The organism is Pseudomonas indica NBRC 103045, from assembly GCF_002091635.1.
GTDB lineage: Bacteria > Pseudomonadota > Gammaproteobacteria > Pseudomonadales > Pseudomonadaceae > Pseudomonas_M > Pseudomonas_M indica.
The window spans coordinates 1-16,388 of record NZ_BDAC01000040.1 but is presented as its reverse complement, the minus strand read 5'-3'; the positions used below and the strand labels follow the sequence as shown (position 1 = coordinate 16,388).

15 protein-coding genes are annotated in these 16,388 nt (G+C 67.3%); 8 read left to right on the top strand and 7 right to left on the bottom strand.

What is annotated here, in order from left to right; genetic code table 11:
- Positions 1–11: 11 nt before the first annotated feature.
- From PIN01S_RS25800 to PIN01S_RS25790, 3 genes are all read right to left on the bottom strand, one after another.
- Positions 12–1,004: a sulfotransferase family protein gene (locus tag PIN01S_RS25800; protein ID WP_244506052.1), complete on the bottom strand. Its 993-nt coding sequence runs from the start codon at positions 1,002–1,004 to the stop codon at positions 12–14.
- A complete protein-coding gene (locus PIN01S_RS25795; RefSeq protein ID WP_084339776.1) occupies positions 992–1,807 on the bottom strand; it encodes an aspartyl/asparaginyl beta-hydroxylase domain-containing protein in 816 nt (271 codons plus the stop codon). Before PIN01S_RS25795 ends, PIN01S_RS25800 begins: the two co-directional genes overlap by 13 nt.
- A 70-nt stretch (positions 1,808–1,877) precedes the next feature.
- Complete coding sequence (locus PIN01S_RS25790; RefSeq protein WP_084339778.1) at positions 1,878–2,933, bottom strand: metal-dependent hydrolase; 1,056 nt, start codon at positions 2,931–2,933, stop codon at positions 1,878–1,880.
- Between the two features lie 129 nt (positions 2,934–3,062).
- On the opposite strand from PIN01S_RS25790, the gene arfB reads away from it, so the two are divergent.
- Complete coding sequence (gene arfB, locus PIN01S_RS25785; protein ID WP_084339777.1) at positions 3,063–3,476, top strand: alternative ribosome rescue aminoacyl-tRNA hydrolase ArfB; 414 nt, start codon at positions 3,063–3,065, stop codon at positions 3,474–3,476.
- A gap of 108 nt (positions 3,477–3,584) precedes the next feature.
- Here arfB and PIN01S_RS25780 read toward each other — a convergent pair whose 3' ends face one another.
- From PIN01S_RS25780 to phhA, 3 genes are all read right to left on the bottom strand, one after another.
- Entirely contained in the window at positions 3,585–4,784 is a 1,200-nt protein-coding gene (locus PIN01S_RS25780) for an amino acid aminotransferase (protein WP_084339775.1), read from the bottom strand.
- Positions 4,781–5,137 carry a 4a-hydroxytetrahydrobiopterin dehydratase gene (locus tag PIN01S_RS25775; protein ID WP_084339774.1) on the bottom strand — a complete coding sequence of 119 codons (357 nt, stop codon included), beginning with the start codon at positions 5,135–5,137 and terminating at the stop codon, positions 4,781–4,783. The genes PIN01S_RS25780 and PIN01S_RS25775 overlap by 4 nt, the downstream gene beginning before the upstream one ends.
- 104 nt (positions 5,138–5,241) lie before the next feature.
- On the bottom strand, positions 5,242–6,027 hold the full coding sequence (gene phhA / locus PIN01S_RS25770; protein WP_084339773.1) for a phenylalanine 4-monooxygenase: 786 nt from the start codon (positions 6,025–6,027) through the stop codon (positions 5,242–5,244).
- 246 nt (positions 6,028–6,273) lie between these two features.
- Here phhA and PIN01S_RS25765 point away from each other — a divergent pair, with 246 nt between their 5' ends.
- Positions 6,274–7,827, top strand: a complete 1,554-nt coding sequence (locus PIN01S_RS25765) for a sigma-54-dependent transcriptional regulator (RefSeq protein ID WP_084339772.1) — start codon at positions 6,274–6,276, stop codon at positions 7,825–7,827.
- A 159-nt stretch (positions 7,828–7,986) separates the two neighbouring features.
- On the opposite strand, the gene PIN01S_RS25760 is transcribed toward PIN01S_RS25765, so the two are convergent.
- Positions 7,987–8,886: a LysR family transcriptional regulator gene (locus tag PIN01S_RS25760; RefSeq protein WP_084339771.1), complete on the bottom strand. Its 900-nt coding sequence runs from the start codon at positions 8,884–8,886 to the stop codon at positions 7,987–7,989.
- Between the two features lie 215 nt (positions 8,887–9,101).
- Between PIN01S_RS25760 and PIN01S_RS25755 the strand changes: the two genes are divergently transcribed.
- The 6 genes from PIN01S_RS25755 to PIN01S_RS25730 all read left to right on the top strand — a co-directional run bounded on the left by PIN01S_RS25755 (position 9,102) and on the right by PIN01S_RS25730 (position 16,336).
- Complete coding sequence (locus PIN01S_RS25755; protein ID WP_084339770.1) at positions 9,102–9,929, top strand: HTD2 family dehydratase; 828 nt, start codon at positions 9,102–9,104, stop codon at positions 9,927–9,929.
- A gap of 422 nt (positions 9,930–10,351) precedes the next feature.
- Positions 10,352–11,521, top strand: coding sequence for an acyl-CoA dehydrogenase family protein (locus tag PIN01S_RS25750; protein ID WP_084339769.1), 1,170 nt, complete (start codon positions 10,352–10,354; stop codon positions 11,519–11,521).
- Between the two features lie 9 nt (positions 11,522–11,530).
- Positions 11,531–12,877 (top strand): MmgE/PrpD family protein, encoded by a 1,347-nt coding sequence (locus PIN01S_RS25745; protein ID WP_084339768.1) that lies wholly within the window; start codon positions 11,531–11,533, stop codon positions 12,875–12,877.
- Positions 12,878–13,008: 131 nt separating this feature from the next.
- Positions 13,009–14,208 (top strand): CaiB/BaiF CoA transferase family protein, encoded by a 1,200-nt coding sequence (locus tag PIN01S_RS25740; protein WP_084339767.1) that lies wholly within the window; start codon positions 13,009–13,011, stop codon positions 14,206–14,208.
- Positions 14,209–14,437: 229 nt separating this feature from the next.
- Positions 14,438–15,265, top strand: a complete 828-nt coding sequence (locus PIN01S_RS25735) for an HpcH/HpaI aldolase/citrate lyase family protein (protein ID WP_084339766.1) — start codon at positions 14,438–14,440, stop codon at positions 15,263–15,265.
- Positions 15,266–15,331: 66 nt separating this feature from the next.
- Positions 15,332–16,336, top strand: a complete 1,005-nt coding sequence (locus PIN01S_RS25730; protein WP_084339765.1) for a TRAP transporter substrate-binding protein — start codon at positions 15,332–15,334, stop codon at positions 16,334–16,336.
- The last annotated feature ends 52 nt before the right edge of the window (positions 16,337–16,388 follow it).

Here is a 16,388-nt window from a genome sequence, read left to right as displayed (position 1 = left end):
TAACTTCGCCCCTACAGGCGTAAGCGCTCCAGCCCCTCATACGGCCCGCGGGCCCAGCGCTCCACCGCGGCGCGGGTTTCGGCGCTGGCTTCGGCACGTTTACGGGCGCTGTCCGGGCTGAAGCTCATGCCCGGCTGCTTAGCGTCCCGCCCGGCGGCGTCGGCCAGGCGGCCGGCAGCCTCTTGCGGAACGCCCAGCATCTCCGCCAGCCGCCCCCACACAGCCCCCGGCAGCTCGCTGTAGTTCACTGGAACCGCCCCGCCTGTGCGACAGAGTTCCAGCCCGCGCTGCAGGATCATGCCGATGCAGCGGGCAGCGAACTCCAGCGGCGACACTTCGAAAGCTTCCTCAGCCGGGATCGCCAGCAGTGACGGGCCGATCATGCCCGGCACCATATGCGCGCCCGGCTGGCGCAGTTGCGAGACGACGATTTCCAGCGGGTCGCGATAAAGAAAGATCGCCGGCGTCTGCGGGTAGAGCGCACGGAGGAAATCCGCCTCGAAGACATTCCAGGCATCCAGCTTGATCACCAGCTCGCTATCGCCGCCACGCCGGGGCTGGCCATAGGCGCAGAACAGCGCCCGGGTCCAGGCGGCCTGGTGCGGCGCACTGGTCGGGTCGAAGAAGTGCGCACGCAGCACCGCATCCAGGGGCGGCGGTTCGGACAGGACCGTGTGGCTGTCCAGTTGCGTGAGCAATTGCGCGATCAACGTCGAGCCGCAGCGTGAAGCATGATGGATGAAGGCGCGGGGCGCCGGAGCCGGCGAGCGGGCCTGCCAGTCGAGCAAGGCCTCGATGCCGGTCAACCGGCGCAGCGCCTGGTTGAACGGCTTGCGCAGGGCCTTCTGCACGCTGTCGCGGAAGAAGGGTTCGCACAGCACCTCGCTGCCGAACCAGCACCAGTCGACCCACCAGTGCCCCTGTTCCGGCCAGATGCGGATCGGCAACCAGCCGTGGAAATCGGTTTCGTTCTGACGCAAGGCTTCCATGCTCATATCACCCATTGCTCGATCCAGCTCCGACGGCCCTGTTGCATCGCTGCGCGGACGTCTTCCTCGCTGAAATGCAGCCCGATTCCGGCGGCCAGGGCGACGGCGGTTTCGGCGAAGGATTGTGCGTCGTCGATGGCCTGTAGCCGCCGTTGCAACTCGGCGTCCCGGTGCACCGCCGCGCGGAACAGGGCGAATTGCCGGGTTCCCCGTGCCTCCTGCGCGGGCGGGGTGTCCGCCAGGCCCGCGGCGATCCGCTCCAGCAGCTCGGGCGTGCGCCGGCAATCGAGCACCAGATGGATGCGCGCATGAGGGCTGGGGTTTTCCACCCGGTGCGAACGGCTCAGGTCGAGGAACCAGAGTTCGCCAGGACGCATGGGGATGGCTCGGCCTTCGAGAATGAATTCCACCGCCTCGTGGCTGTGGATCGGCAGATGCAGGCGCAGGTCGCCGTCGTCGTCGCCGAGGTCCGGGTCACGGTGTTCGCGAATTCGCGCTCCCGCTCCCAGGCGCAGCAGGCGGGCGCTGCGGATCGGGCCGGGCAGCCGCGCCAGCAGGTCCTGCCAGAACGGCGAGGCTTCCAGCAGTGGCGTGGCGACCGGTTCGCCATGGCCGGCCAGCAGGCTATCCGGTGCGTCCGCCGGAGCGAGCAGGGCGATGCCGCTCCAGTCGCCTTCGAAGTAGTCGCGGTTGAAGTGCGGTTGCCAGGCCGTCGCCGGCAGGTCGCTCAGGGCGCGTTGCAGCGGTTCGACGGAAAAGCCCAGTGGCAGACGAGCGTAGGCGGGCAGGGCGGCGGGGACAGCGATCCGTGCGGTCATGGCAATGGCTCGTGGGATTTCGAGGGATTGTAGTGGCCGGCAGGGCCGGTGCCTACCTCGCCCGTCGGCATCAGCGGGCGCTTTGCCGGGGCCCGCGCTGCAACGCGTTGGCCCAGGCCAGGAGGGGCACCTGGCGCTCCTCCCAGACGCGTTGCCAGAGCACCTGCAGGCGGCTCAGGTCGCCGCGTTCCACCGGCCAGAGTTCGACATCCCTTATCAGGTGCCAGCCATTCCCTTCGCGGGTCGCCATGGCGAAGCGGAACGGGTGGAAGCCGGTCATGCCCAGGCGCAGATCGGTGACCACCAGGTGGCCGTCGATGTCGTCGTAGCGCAGTACACCGTCGGTGAACCAGGCCAGCCGCGCATGTTGCGGCGAGTCGTGGAGGACGGCGGCCAGGTGGGTTCCGCGGGGAATCCGTTCGAGATGTGGCAGCGAGCGGTCGAACCAGCTGACCAGCGCTTCGTGATAATCCTCGCCGTCGATCACGATCACCCGCCAGAGCAGGCTGTTGAAGGGTGTCGGGGTGCTGAAGATCTTCTCCGCGTGGATACCGTCGCGGGCCAGGGCCTGTTCCACGCGCTGCTCGGCCATCTGCTTGCCGGCCAGGGTGAAGCTCAGGTAGAGCGTCGATAGTCCCAGCGCCACGGTCGGCCAGCGGGACATCTTACCCTTCAGGCCGAACAGCAGGCCGGCGATCACCGCGACCAGCAGCGGCAGCGTGTACAGCGGGTCGATGATGAACACGCTGGACCCGCTGATCGGCGGCAGGTCCAGCGGCCAGAAGAGCTGGGTGCCGTAGCTGGTGAAGCAATCCAGCAACGGGTGGGTGACCAGCACCAGCCAGAGCGAGAGGAACAGGCGCCCGCTCGAATAACCTGGGTTCGGCCGCCATCGTCGGCAGAGGGCGGTGAGCAGCAAGGCCAGGCCGCTGAGGACGAACAGCGAGTGGCTGAAACCACGGTGGTAGGTCATCTCGGCCACCGCGTCGCCATAGTCGATGACCACGTCGAGATCGGGCAGGGTGCCGAGGACGGCGCCGTACAGCAGCGCCTTTCGCCCCTGCCAGCGGCCGAGCAGCGCGCCCTGGATGCTGGCACCGAGTACTGCCTGGGTGATGGAGTCCATGGATTGTTCCCGCAACGAGTCGAAGGCCAGGGTAACCAAGCGCCCGGTCGTGCGCAGCGGCGAAAATCCAACGAAAGATTTCAGGCCATGGCGGGTATGCTGGGCACTCATCTGTCCGGTCGCATGCCCATGCTGGAAATATCCAACAACGTCCATCTACCCGATGCCGAAATCGAACTGAGCGCCATCCGCGCCCAGGGGGCCGGCGGACAGAACGTCAACAAGGTGTCCAGCGCCGTGCACCTGCGTTTCGACATCCAGGCCTCGTCGTTGCCGCCGTTTTACAAGGAACGCCTGCTGGCGCTGCGCGACAGTCGCATCACCGCCGAGGGGGTGATCGTGATCAAGGCGCAGCAGTACCGCACCCAGGAGCAGAACCGCGCCGACGCCCTGGAACGGCTGGCCGTCCTGATCCGTAGCGTGGCCAAGGCGGAGAAGAAGCGCCGCCCGACCAAACCGACCCTCGGTTCGAAGCAGCGCCGCCTGGAAGGCAAGGCCAAGCGTGCGACGATCAAGGCGGGCAGGGGGAAGGTGGATTATTGAGTGGTGCTACGGAGTGGCTCACGACGGTACCGCCCGACAGGTACCTCTCTTGCAGAATGCGCGTGCAAAAAAACCGGCCCGAAGGCCGGTGGAGCGAGGGGTGTTTCTTCAGGTGGCGCAGACCGTGGCGATGGCCTTGGCCAAGTCGTCGATACGGTTGGCATCGATGCCGGCGACGTTGGCGCGGCCGCTGCCGACCAGGTAGACGCTGAACTCGTCGCGCAATCGGGCCACCTGATCGGCGGTGAGACCGGTGTAGGAGAACATGCCGCGCTGCCGGGCGATGTGGGCGAAGCGCTGGTGCAGGCCATGGGGTTCCAGCGCCTGGACCAGGCCCACGCGCAGCTCGGCGACGCGTCGGCGCATGGCGTCCAGTTCGTCCTGCCACAGCGCCTTCAGCTCGGCATCGCCGAGGATGGTGGCGACCACCGCGGCGCCGTGGGCGGGCGGAGTGGACCAGAGGTTGCGGGCCAGCGAGGCGAGCTGGCTGCGCACGTCGGTGAGTTTCTCGGCGTCGTGGGCGCAGACGATCAGCGCGCCGGTGCGCTCGCGATAGAGACCGAAGTTCTTCGAGCAGGAGCTGGTGATCAGCAATTCCGGCAGGGCCTCGGCGAACAGGCGCACGGCGAAGGCATCTTCCTCCAGTCCGTCGCCGAAGCCCTGGTAGGCGAAGTCGATCAGCGGCAGCAATTCGCGCGCCTTGATCACTTCCAGCACCCGGCGCCAGTCGTCCTGGTCGAGGTCGAAACCGGTGGGGTTGTGGCAGCAGGCGTGCAGCAGCACCACATCGCCGGCCGGAACATGGCTGAGCGCGGCGATCATCGCTTCCACATCGAGGCGGTTGTCGCGGCCTACGTAGGGGTAGTGCTTCACCCGCAGGCCGGCTTCGGTGAACAGCGTCTCGTGGATCGGCCAGGTCGGGTCGCTCAGCCAGATCGTCCGGTGCGGCAGGCAGTGGGCGATGAAATCGCCGGCCAGACGCAACGCGCCGGTACCGCCGGGGGTCTGGGTGGCGCCGGCGCGGCCGTCGGCGAGCAGCGGCGAACCTTTGCCGAGCACCAGGGTGGCGAGCAGCGACCCGAAGGCCGCGTCACCGTGGCCGCCGACATAGGTCTTGGTGGTCTCGCTGTCGATCAGGCGCTGCTCGGCGAGCTTCACTGCGCGCGGGATCGGCGTCAGGCCCTGGGCGTCCTTGTACACGCCGACGCCGAGGTCGAGCTTGGCCGGGTTCGGATCGGCGCGGTACGCCTCCATCAGGCCGAGGATCGGGTCGCCCGGCACCCGGGCGACGGCATTGAAATGCTTCACTTGCGGCCCTCGGCGGTCTTGGCCACTTCATCGGTACGGGCGGCCATGATGAAGTCGTTGCGGTGCAGGCCCTTGATCGAGTGGCTCCACCAGGTCACGGTGACCTTGCCCCACTCGGTGAGCAGGCCGGGGTGATGGCCTTCGGCTTCGGCGATCTCGCCGACCGCGTTGGTGAAGGCCAGGGCATGCTTGAAGTTCTTGAACAGGAAGACCTTTTCCAACTGCATGATTCCGTCGCGGACTTCGATGTTCCAGTCGGGAATCAGGCGGATCAGCTCGGCCAGTTCGTCGTCGGAGACTTTCGGCGCGTCGGCGCGGCAGGCTTCGCAATGGGCTTGGGAGAGTGCGGTCATGGTGGGTTCCTTCAATGAATCGGTGCGAACGGGTTCAAGCGTAGCCAGTCCGCAGGCTGGGGCGCGTCGCTCGACCCGGCCTGCGCGCTACGCAGCGATGTGCGTCAGGCCGCCTTGGGCGGGAATTTCGGTGCGTGCAGGCCGAGGGCCATGGCCTGGTGGACCAGTGCCATGATGTCCTCGTGGGCCAGGTCGAACAGGCGCTTGAGGTCCGGCAGCACGAAATACAGCGGTTGCAGGATGTCGATGCGGTACGGCGTGCGCATCGCCTCCAGCGGGTCGAACGGCTGGTGCTCGGGGGCATTCGACAGGCAATAGACGGTTTCCTTCGGCGAGGAAAGGATGCCGCCGCCGTAGATGCGACGACCGGCCGGGGTGTCGACCAGGCCGAACTCGATGGTCATCCAGTACAGGCGGGCGAGGAAGACGCGCTCTTCCTTGGTCGCCTTCAGGCCGAGCTTGCCGTAGGTGTGGGTGAATTCGGCGAACCAGGGGTTGGTCAGCAGCGGGCAGTGGCCGAAGATTTCGTGGAAGATGTCCGGCTCTTGCAGGTAGTCCAGTTCTTCCGGGGTGCGGATGAAGGTGGCCACCGGGAATTGCTGGCTGGCCAGCAACTCGAAGAAGGTCTGGAACGGGATCAGCGCCGGAACCCGCGCCACACGCCAGCCGGTGGCGGCCTGGAGCACGCGGTTGATCTCGTCGAGCTGGGGAATGCGGTCATGCGGCAGGCCGAGCTGCTCGATGCCGTCCAGGTATTCCTGGCAGGCGCGACCCTCGATCACCTTCAACTGGCGGGTGATCAATGTGTTCCAGACGGCATGCTCGGCTTCGGGGTAGTGAATGAAACCATGCTCGTCCGGCTGACGGGCCACGTACTGCGTGGTTTTCATAGGCGCCTCCTGGGGCGGGCTTTGTTGTTGTGTTGACTCCAGAAATACCGCGAAAGCCAACCGGGAACAGCCCGGCGCACAAGGCTGCCGGCGATATTCGTCGAAAATTTCGTAAAGAAAAGATTACAAACCAGGCGAGTTGGCCTGCTTCGGCCTTGCTGGTGCGTCGATCTGTCACATATTCTTGACGGAAAATTAAGGCCGGTATACGAAAAATCGGCCGTAACCAACAGACCGTGGTCCGTCATGCGCATCAAAGTCCATTGCCAGAACCGCGTCGGCATCCTCCGCGACATCCTCAACCTGCTGGTCGATTACGGCATCAACGTGGCCCGTGGCGAGGTCGGCGGCGAGCAGGGCAACGCCATCTACCTGCATTGCCCGAACCTGATCAACCTGCAATTCCAAGCCCTCCGCCCGAAGCTGGAAGCCATCCACGGCGTGTTCGGCGTCAAGCGCGTCGGGCTGATGCCCAGCGAGCGCCGCCACCTGGAGCTGAACGCGCTGCTCGGCGCGCTGGATTTCCCCGTGCTGTCCATCGACATGGGCGGCTCCATCGTCGCCGCCAACCGGGCGGCGGCGCAGTTGCTCGGCGTGCGCGTCGACGAGGTGCCGGGCATTCCCTTGTCGCGCTACATCGAGGATTTCGACCTGCCCGAGCTGGTGCGGGCCAACAAGGCGCGGATCAACGGCCTGCGGGTGAAGGTGAAGGGCGACATTTTCCTCGCTGACATCGCCCCGTTGCAGACCGAGCACGACGAGAGCGACGCCCTGGCCGGCGCGGTGCTCACCCTGCACCGGGCGGACCGGGTCGGCGAGCGCATCTACAACGTGCGCAAGCAGGAGCTGCGCGGCTTCGACAGCATCTTCCAGAGCTCGAAGGTGATGGCTGCGGTGGTGCGCGAGGCCCGGCGCATGGCGCCGCTGGACGCGCCGCTGCTGATCGAGGGCGAGACCGGCACCGGCAAGGAATTGCTGGCCCGTGCCTGCCACTTGGCCAGCCCGCGCGGGCAGTCGCCGTTCATGGCGCTGAACTGCGCCGGCCTGCCGGAATCCATGGCCGAGACCGAGCTGTTCGGCTACGGCCCGGGTGCCTTCGAAGGGGCGCGCCCGGAAGGCAAGCTCGGCCTGCTCGAACTCACCGCCGGCGGCACGCTGTTCCTCGATGGGGTCGGCGAAATGAGCCCGCGCCTCCAGGCCAAGCTGCTGCGCTTCCTGCAGGACGGCTGTTTCCGCCGGGTCGGCAGTGACGAGGAGGTCTATCTCGACGTGCGGGTGATCTGCGCCACCCAGCAGGACCTCTCCGAACTCTGTGCCCGTGGCGAATTCCGCCAGGATCTCTACCACCGCCTCAACGTGCTCAGCCTGCACATCCCGCCGCTGCGCGAATGTCTCGACGGCCTGGCACCGCTGGTGGAGCACTTCCTCGACCAGGCCAGCCGGCAGATCGGCTGCCCGCTGCCGAAGCTGGCGACGCCGGCGTTCGAGCGGCTCAGCCACTACCACTGGCCGGGCAACGTGCGGCAACTGGAGAACGTATTGTTCCAGGCGGTCTCGCTGTGCGAGGGCGGCACGGTGAAGCCCGAGCACATCCGCCTGCCGGACTACGGCGCGCCGCAGCCGCTGGGCGAGTTTTCCACCGAGGGTAGCCTGGACGATATCCTCGGCCGCTTCGAGAAGGCCGTGCTGGAGCGCCTTTACGCCGAGCACCCGAGCAGCCGCCAACTGGGCAAGCGCCTGGGCGTGTCGCACACCACCATCGCCAACAAGCTGCGCCAGCATGGTCTTGGTAAGGAATAGCTCCCCGTCTACGACCTTGGTGCAATGGCCGCGTCCCGGCTCGCTGGGTAAAAAGGGGCCGTCCGAATCTGCGTGATCTGGACGCAAGCGTTACTGGACATTCCGTTTTCGGAATGAATTGGGCGGGCGACCTCATGGGTCGCCCTCTTTTTTGCCCGCTCAACGGGCCGGGTCGGGCTCCTGGCGCAGGGTGGCGATCAGCGCGCGGATGCTGCCCGGCAACGCCTCCAGTTCGCGGACCAGGATGCTGCGTTCGCGCACCGCCCAAGGCTCGTCCAGTTCCACCACCGCCAGGCGCATGGTCCTGCTATGCCGGCGCGCCGCCGATTCCGGGATGATGCCGATGCCCACGCCGGCCTCGATCATCCGGCACACCGCCTCGAAACTCGAAACCTGGATGCGCAGCGACAGTTGCTCGCCCAGGTGCTCCACCCGTTCGCGCAGGAAGCTCAGCAGGGTGCTGCCCTCATGCAGGCCGATGTGCTGGAAGGCGAGGGTGTCGTGCAGCTTCACCCGTTCGCGGGCGGCCAGTTCATGGCCGACGGGGACCGCCAGCACCAGCCGGTCGGTGCTGAAGTGCAGCACTTGCAGGCCGGGCGCCTGCACCGGCCCGGCAATGATGCCGAGGTCGGTGGAGCCATCCAGCACGCCGCGCACGATGTCACGCGACAGCCGCTCCTGCAGGTCCACCGTGACACCGGGGCGGTCGGCAAGGAAGCCGGCGAGGACCTCGGGGAGGAATTCGGTGACCGCCGTGGTGTTGGCGAAGATGCGGATGTGCCCGGCCGCCTCGGCGCCGTAGTCGGTGAACTCGCTCTTCAGGTAATCCACCTGGCGCATGATCAGCCGGGCGTGCTGTAGCAGTCGCTGGCCGGCCGGGGTCAGCTCGACGCCGCGGTTGTCGCGGTACAGCAGGCGCGAGCCGAGCTGGCCTTCGAGGGCCTTGATCCGCGCGCTGGCGGCGGCCGGGGAGAGAAAGGCGCGGCGGGCGCCCTGGGTCAGGCTCGGTGCCTCGGCAATGTGGATGAACAGGCGCAGGTCGGCCAGATCGAAGTGCACGGCGAATTTCTCTCAGCAATCGGTTGATCGTTCCCACGCTCCGCGTGGGAACGCAGACCGAGACGCTCCGCGTCTCCATACAGCGGGCGCAGGACGTCTCGCCTGCCGCGTGGCGTTCAGCATAATCGAACGCTGGGTTAAATAAACACTGATTCCCGGAACGCGGCGCGCCTTGCATCCTTGCCGGCAGATCACAACTGCCGCGAGAGATGACCATGAGCGACGCTGCGTTCTCCGCCTGGATCGGGCGCACCGAGGAAACCCACGACACGCTGAGCGGTACCTTGCTCGAGCGCATCGCCGCCACCTTCGGCGAGCCGACCCCTGCACCCGGCGAGGCGCTGCCGCCGTTGTGGCACTGGTGCTTCTTCCAGGAGGCCGTGGCCGAGAGCGGCCTGGGCGGCGACGGCCACCCGGCGCGCGGCGGTTTCCTGCCGCCGGCCGAGGGACGCAACCGGATGTGGGCCGGGGGGCGTTTCGAGTTTTTCGAACCGCTGCGGGCCGGGAGCGAGGCCAGCCGCGTGACCAGCATCCTCAACGTCGAGGAAAAGCACGGGCGGACCGGTGCGCTGCTGTTCGTCACCCTGCGTCACGACTACTTCCAGGGTGGTCGGCTGGCTCTGCGCGAGGAGCAGGACATCGTCTACCGCGAGCCCAGCCCGCCGAAGACCTCCAGCGGCGAACCCCTGGTCGCCGGCGACTGGCGCGAGGCGGTGACGCCCAGTTCGACGCTGTTGTTCCGTTATTCGGCGGTGACCTTCAACGGCCATCGCATCCATTACGACTGGCCCTACGCCACCGAGGGCGAGGGCTACGCCGGGCTGGTGGTGCATGGCCCGCTGATCGCCACCCTCAACCTGCGTGCCTTCTGCCGCACCAATCCGCAAGCGCGCCTGCGCCACTTCGCCTATCGCGGCCTGCGCCCGCTGATCGCGCCGCAGCCGTTCGAGGTGGGCGGCCGAATCGTCGCCCCCGGCCGCGCCGAGCTGTGGGCCGGCGACCAGGCGGGCCTGGCGCAGCGGGCGGAGGTGGAATTCGAGTGAGGTGCATGGCGGGACTCCGCCCCCTCACCCTAACCCTCTCCCCAAGGGGGCGAGGGGACTGGTCTGTGCCCATTTCCCGCATCGGCGTACGTGCTGGGCACCGTTTGGTGCGACGTACGCCGGATAGCTCCCTCGCCTCTCTGGGGAGACTGCGTGGATGCAGGAGGTAGAGCGACGCAGGATGCCAAAGCCGAGGGCTGGGGTGAGGGGGCGCCCTCGCTGACAACGAGTAAGCAACGACATGACGACAAACAGACGCAGGTCATCCCCAGGTAGAAATAGGAGCTATCCGGCGTACTCGGACCAGGCGGTGCTTAGCACATACGGCGATCTGGAAACCGGACACCGACCAGTCCCCTCGCCCCTCTGGGGAGAGGGTTAGGGTGAGGGGGCGCTCTCGCTGACAACGAGGAAGCAACGACATGACAAATGACAATCAGAATGCAGAAGAACTCAACGCCATCCGCGAAGGCGTGCGCGCCCTCTGTGCGGAATTCCCCGCCGAGTACTGGCGCAAGGTCGACGAGCAGAAGGGTTTCCCCGAAGCCTTCGTCGAAGCGCTGACCCGTGCCGGCTGGCTGGCGGCGATGATCCCGGCCGAGTACGGCGGCTCCGGCCTGGGCCTGGCGGAGGCTTCGGTGATCCTCGAGGAGGTCAACCGCTGCGGCGGCAATTCCGGCACCGTGCACGGCCAGATGTACAACATGTTCACCCTGTTGCGGAACGGCAGCGAGGCGCAGAAGCGCGAGTACCTGCCGAAGATCGCCGCCGGCGAGCTGCGCCTGCAATCCATGGGTGTCACCGAGCCCACCACCGGCACGGACACCACCCGGATCAAGACCACCGCGGTGAAGAAGGGCGACCGCTACGTCATCAACGGCCAGAAGGTATGGATCTCGCGCATCCAGCATTCCGACCTGATGATCCTGCTGGCGCGCACCACGCCGCTGGCCGAGGTGAAGAAGAAGTCCGAGGGCATGTCGATCTTCCTCGTCGACCTGCGCGAGGCCATCGGCAACGGCCTGACCGTCCAGCCCATCGCCAACATGGTCAACCACGAGACCAACGAGCTGTTCTTCGACAACCTGGAGCTGCCGGCCGAGAGCCTGATCGGCGAGGAGGGCAAGGGCTTCCGCTACATCCTCGACGGCCTCAATGCCGAGCGCACCCTGATCGCCGCCGAGTGCATCGGCGACGGCCGCTGGTTCGTCGACAAGGCCAGTCAGTACGCCCGCGACCGCGTGGTGTTCGGTCGGCCCATCGGGCAGAACCAGGGTGTGCAGTTCCCCATCGCCGAGGCGCACATCGAGATCGAGGCGGCCGATCTGATGCGCTGGCGCGCCTGCCGCGAGTACGACGCCGGGCTGAATGCCGGGGCCAGCGCCAACATGGCCAAGTACCTGGCGGCCAAGGCCTCCTGGGAGGCGGCCAACGCCTGCCTGCAGACCCACGGCGGCTTCGGCTTCGCCTGCGAGTACGACGTCGAGCGCAAGTTCCGCGAGACGCGCCTGTACCAGGTGGCGCCCATCTCCACCAACCTGATCCTGTCCTACGTGGCCGAGCACCAGCTCGATCTGCCGCGCAGCTTCTGAGGAGTTTGCATGTCCCAGACGAACACCTTGGCCGCCTTCCTCGCCGCACTCCGCTACGACGACCTGCCCGAAGACGTGGTGGCCTACACCGAGGAACTGTTCCTCGACTGGCTCGGTTCGGCCCTGGCCGCCCGTGGCCAGCAGCCGATCCCGCTGTTCGAGCGCTATGCCGAGCGCATGGGGCCGGCCGATGGCGCGGCGCGCATCCTGGTCAGCGGGCGCGGCACTTCGGCGTACTTCGCCGCCCTGGTCAACGCCGCCAGCTCGCATCTGCTGGAGCAGGACGACCTGCACAACAGCTCAGTGCTGCACCCGGCCACGGTGGTGTTCCCGGCCGTGCTGGCCGCCGCGCAGGACCTGGGCAAGTCCGGCCGCGAGTTGATCCTGGCGGCGGTGGCCGGCTACGAGGCGGGCATCCGCATCGGCGAGTTCCTCGGCCGCTCGCACTACCGCATCTTCCACACCACGGCGACCGTGGGCACCCTGGCCGCCGCCGTCGCAGTGGGCAAGCTGATGGACTTCGACGCGGCGCGCATGCTGCACCTGCTGGGCAGCGCCGGTACCCAGGCCGCCGGGCTCTGGCAGTTCCTCCGCGACGCCGCCGACTCCAAGCAGCTGCACACCGCCAAGGCTGCCGCCGATGGCCTGCTCGCCGCCTACCTGACGGCGGACGGGCTGACCGGCGCCCAGGACATTCTCGAAGGCGAGCAGGGCATGGCGGCCGGCATGTCCAGCGATGCCGACCCGAGCCGATTGGCCGACCGCCTCGGCCAACGCTGGGCGATCCTGGAAACCTCCTTCAAATACCACGCCTCCTGCCGCCACACCCACCCGGCCGCCGATGCGCTGCTTGACCTGATGTGGCGAGAGGGGCTGGAGGCCGAGGCCATTTCTGCCGTCACCGCTCACGTCCACCAGGGCGCGCTCGACGTGCTTGGCCGGGTGACAGTGCCGCAGAGCGTGCACCAGGCGAAGTTCTCCATGGGTACCGTGCTCGGCCTGATCGCGGTGCATGGCAAGGCCGGGCTCGCCGAGTTCCAGCGCTTCGCCCTGGGCGACCCCCGGGTGGCGGCGTTCCGCGACAAGGTGCGAATGGTCCTCGACCCTGAGGTGGACCGCGCCTATCCGCGGCATTGGCTGGGCCGTGTCGAGGTGGTCACCGTCGACGGCCGCACCCTGCGCGGGGCCATCGACACGCCCAAGGGCGACCCGGACAACGGCCTGTCGCGGCTGGAGCTGGAAGACAAATTCCGCCGCCTGCTCGCCTTCGGCGGCTACCCCGCGGACGACGCCGGCGTGCTGATCGAGCGGGTCTGGCGCCTGCGTGGAACCGATGATCTGGACAATCTGGTCTGACGCGAACTGAACACTCCACCCGTGGGAGCGGATTTATCCGCGAATGCAATGTGTCAGGCGCTGCTGTTGTGTCGAAGTGGCGGACATCTTCGCGGATAAATCCGCTCCTACAAGAGGTAGGTATGAAAAGAATGAATGCAAGCGAACAACGGCCCCTCGACGGCATCACCGTGGTCAGCCTGGAACATGCCATCGCCGCGCCGTTCTGCACCCGCCAACTGGCCGACCTCGGCGCGCGGGTGATCAAGGTGGAGCGCCCCGGTTCCGGCGATTTCGCCCGTGGCTACGACGAGCGGGTGAGGGGGCTGGCCTCCCATTTCGTCTGGACCAACCGTTCCAAGGAAAGCCTGACACTCGATCTCAAGCGCGCCGAAGCCATGGCGGTGCTGGAGCGGCTGCTCGGCGAGGCCGACGTGCTGGTGCAGAACCTCGCACCCGGCGCGGCGGCGCGCATGGGGCTGTCCTTCGAGGCCCTGCATGAGCGCTTTCCGCGGTTGATCGTCTGCGACATTTCCGGCTACGGCGAAGGCGGCCCGTACGAGCAGAAGAAAGCCTACGACCTGCTGATCCAGAGCGAGGGCGGCTTCCTCTCCGTGACCGGCGGCCCCGGCGAGGACCAGATGGCCAAGGCCGGCTGCTCCATCGCCGACATCGCCTCCGGCATGTACGCCTACACCGGCGTGCTCTCCGCACTGATGCTGCGGGAGAAGACCGGGCAGGGCAGCCGGGTGGACGTGTCCATGCTGGAAAGCCTGGTGGAGTGGATGGGCTACCCGCTGTACTACGCCTTCGACGGCGCACCGCCGCCACCGCGTGCCGGCGCCGCCCACGCCACCATCTACCCTTACGGACCATTCCCCACCGGCGACGGCGGCACCGTGATGCTCGGCCTACAGAACGAGCGCGAGTGGCATCTGTTCTGCGAGAAGGTCCTGTTGCGGCCGGAACTGGCTGGCGACGAGCGCTTCTCCGCCAATTTCAAGCGTTCGGCCAATCGCGAGGCGTTGCGGGCGCTGATCGTCGAGACCTTCGCCGGGCTCAGCGCCGAGCAGGTGATCGAACGCCTGGAGGCCGCGCAGATCGCCAGCGCCCATGTGAACGACATGGCCGGTGTCTGGGCGCATCCCCAGTTGCAGGCACGCGACTGCTGGCGCGAGGTGGACAGCCCGTCCGGCCCCTTGCCTGCGCTGCTGCCACCGGGACGCAACAACGCCTTCGCCCCGCGCATGGACCCGGTCCCGGCGCTGGGCCAGCACACCGAATCCCTGCTCGCCGAACTGGGCTTCGCCGAGGGCGACATCCGGCAATTGCGCGAGGCCGGTGCGGTGTAGAGGCGTATGGATCGCCAGCAGAGCTGGCTCCTACGGGTTACGTGTAGGGGCAGATGCATTCGTTCGGCGAGGTTTCGTGGGCGGATAGATCCGCCCGGCGAAGCCTCGGTGTACTCCGGGCTACGCAGATGGCTCCTTTTGTGGGCGCGAATTCATTCGCGAACAGACATGCGGCGAGATCGCGTCATCTCGGATCGATCTCGCCAACGGTTTTTGCATAGGACACACCATGAACACCACGCTTATCCGCTCCGCGCTGTTCGTACCGGCGACCCGGCCGGAGCGTATTCCGAAGGCCCTGGCCAGCGGTGCCGACGCGGTCATCGTCGACCTTGAGGACGCCGTACCGGAGGCGCAGAAGGTCGAGGCGCGTGCCCATTTGGATGCGTTCCTCGTCGCCAATCCCGATGCTCGTGTACGGGTGCGGATCAATGCACCGGGCCACCCCGGTCAGGCCGCCGACCTTGAGCTGTGCCGGCGCCATTCCGGTGTGGTTGGCGTGCTCTTGCCCAAGGTGGAAAGCGCCGCCCAGGTGGCCGAGGTGTCGGCCTGCGGCAAGCCGGTCTGGCCGCTGGTGGAAAGCGCGGCGGGGTTGCTGGCGCTGGAGGGGATCGCCCGGGCCGGGGGCGTCGAGCGGCTGTCCTTCGGCGGCCTCGACCTCGGCCTCGACCTGGGACTCTCCAGTGGCAGCGCGGCTGCCGAACGCATCCTCGACCAGGCCCGCTACGCGCTGCTCCTGCACAGCCGCATGGCCGGGCTGGCGGCGCCGCTGGACACCGTGTTCCCCGCCATCGCCGACCGCGACGGGCTCGCCGAGGCCGCGCAAAGGGCCCGCGATATGGGCTTCGGCGGATTGCTGTGCATTCACCCGGGCCAGGTCGTCGTCGTCCACGAAGCGCTGATGCCCAGCGCCGAGGAGCTGGCCTGGGCACGCCGGATCATGGCCGCGAACGCCTCGGGTGACGGGGTTTTCGTGGTCGATGGGCAGATGGTCGACGCGCCGGTGATCGGCCGCGCCCGCCGCCTGCTGCAACGCGCCGGGCTTGATCCGGCATAGGGCGTTCGCCGCGGGGCGGCGCGCCATTTCCCTTTTCAGCACTGACAAGAACAAGAGGTATGCACCATGCTGAAGTCGATGTCCCGCGCGCTCCTGTGCGCGCTCTCGCTGTCCCTCGCCGGGCTGTCCCAAGCCGGGGTCGAGCCGGGCGCCCCGATCGTCATCAAGTTCTCCCACGTGGTCGCTGACAACACCCCGAAAGGGCAGGGCGCGCTGCTGTTCAAGAAGCTCGCCGAAGAGCGCCTGCCGGGCCGGGTGCAGGTGGAGGTCTATCCGAATTCCCAACTGTTCGGCGACGGCAAGGAGATGGAGGCGCTGCTGCTCGGCGACGTGCACCTGCTGGCGCCGTCGCTGGCCAAGTTCGAGCAGTACGCCAAGCCGATCCAGCTGTTCGACCTGCCGTTCCTGTTCGATGACCTGGGCGCCGTCGATCGCTTCCAGAAGGGCCCGCAGGGCAAGGCGCTGCTCAAGGCCATGGAGGACAAGAACATTCTCGGCCTGGCCTATTGGCACAACGGCATGCGCCAGCTTTCCGCCAACAAGCCGCTGCGCGAGCCGAAGGATGCGCGTGGCCTGAAGTTCCGCGTGCAGGCGTCGCGGGTGCTGGAGGAGCAGTTCAAGGCGGTGCGCGCCAACCCGCGCAAGATGAGTTTCGCCGAGGTCTACCAGGGCCTGCAGACCGGGGTGGTCAACGGTACCGAGAACACCTGGTCGAACTACGAGAGCCAGAAGGTCCATGAGGTGCAGAAGTACCTCACCGAGTCCGACCATGGCGTCATCGACTACATGCTGATCACCAACGCGACCTTCTGGAACGGCCTGCCGGCCGACGTGCGCGACGAGCTGGAGAAGGTCGTCGACGAAGTGACCGTCGAGGTGAACCGCCAGGCCGAGGCGCTCAACCAGGAGGCCCGCGCACGCATCGCCGCCGCCGGCACCAGCGAAATCCTCGTGCTCACCCCGGCGCAACGTGCCGAATGGCGCGAGGCGATGAAGCCGGTGTGGCAGAAGTTCGAGGGCGAGATCGGCCGCGATCTGATCGAGGCGGCACAGGCGGCCAACCGGCCCTGAGGGGTGTGTCTGGTGCGGTGCGATTCCCGGATTGCGCTGGCGCTTATCCGGG

Bases quoted from the DNA above. Each gene is read 5' to 3' on its own strand.
- PIN01S_RS25800 (WP_244506052.1), bottom strand. From the start codon at position 1,004: ATGGGTGATATGAGCATGGAAGCCTTGCGTCAGAACGAAACCGATTTC.
- PIN01S_RS25795 (WP_084339776.1), bottom strand. From the start codon at position 1,807: ATGACCGCACGGATCGCTGTCCCCGCCGCCCTGCCCGCCTACGCTCGT.
- PIN01S_RS25790 (WP_084339778.1), bottom strand. From the start codon at position 2,933: ATGGACTCCATCACCCAGGCAGTACTCGGTGCCAGCATCCAGGGCGCG.
- arfB (WP_084339777.1), top strand. From the start codon at position 3,063: ATGCTGGAAATATCCAACAACGTCCATCTACCCGATGCCGAAATCGAA.
- PIN01S_RS25775 (WP_084339774.1), bottom strand. From the start codon at position 5,137: ATGACCGCACTCTCCCAAGCCCATTGCGAAGCCTGCCGCGCCGACGCG.
- phhA (WP_084339773.1), bottom strand. From the start codon at position 6,027: ATGAAAACCACGCAGTACGTGGCCCGTCAGCCGGACGAGCATGGTTTC.
- PIN01S_RS25765 (WP_084339772.1), top strand. From the start codon at position 6,274: ATGCGCATCAAAGTCCATTGCCAGAACCGCGTCGGCATCCTCCGCGAC.
- PIN01S_RS25755 (WP_084339770.1), top strand. From the start codon at position 9,102: ATGAGCGACGCTGCGTTCTCCGCCTGGATCGGGCGCACCGAGGAAACC.
- PIN01S_RS25750 (WP_084339769.1), top strand. From the start codon at position 10,352: ATGACAAATGACAATCAGAATGCAGAAGAACTCAACGCCATCCGCGAA.
- PIN01S_RS25745 (WP_084339768.1), top strand. From the start codon at position 11,531: ATGTCCCAGACGAACACCTTGGCCGCCTTCCTCGCCGCACTCCGCTAC.
- PIN01S_RS25740 (WP_084339767.1), top strand. From the start codon at position 13,009: ATGAATGCAAGCGAACAACGGCCCCTCGACGGCATCACCGTGGTCAGC.
- PIN01S_RS25735 (WP_084339766.1), top strand. From the start codon at position 14,438: ATGAACACCACGCTTATCCGCTCCGCGCTGTTCGTACCGGCGACCCGG.
- PIN01S_RS25730 (WP_084339765.1), top strand. From the start codon at position 15,332: ATGCTGAAGTCGATGTCCCGCGCGCTCCTGTGCGCGCTCTCGCTGTCC.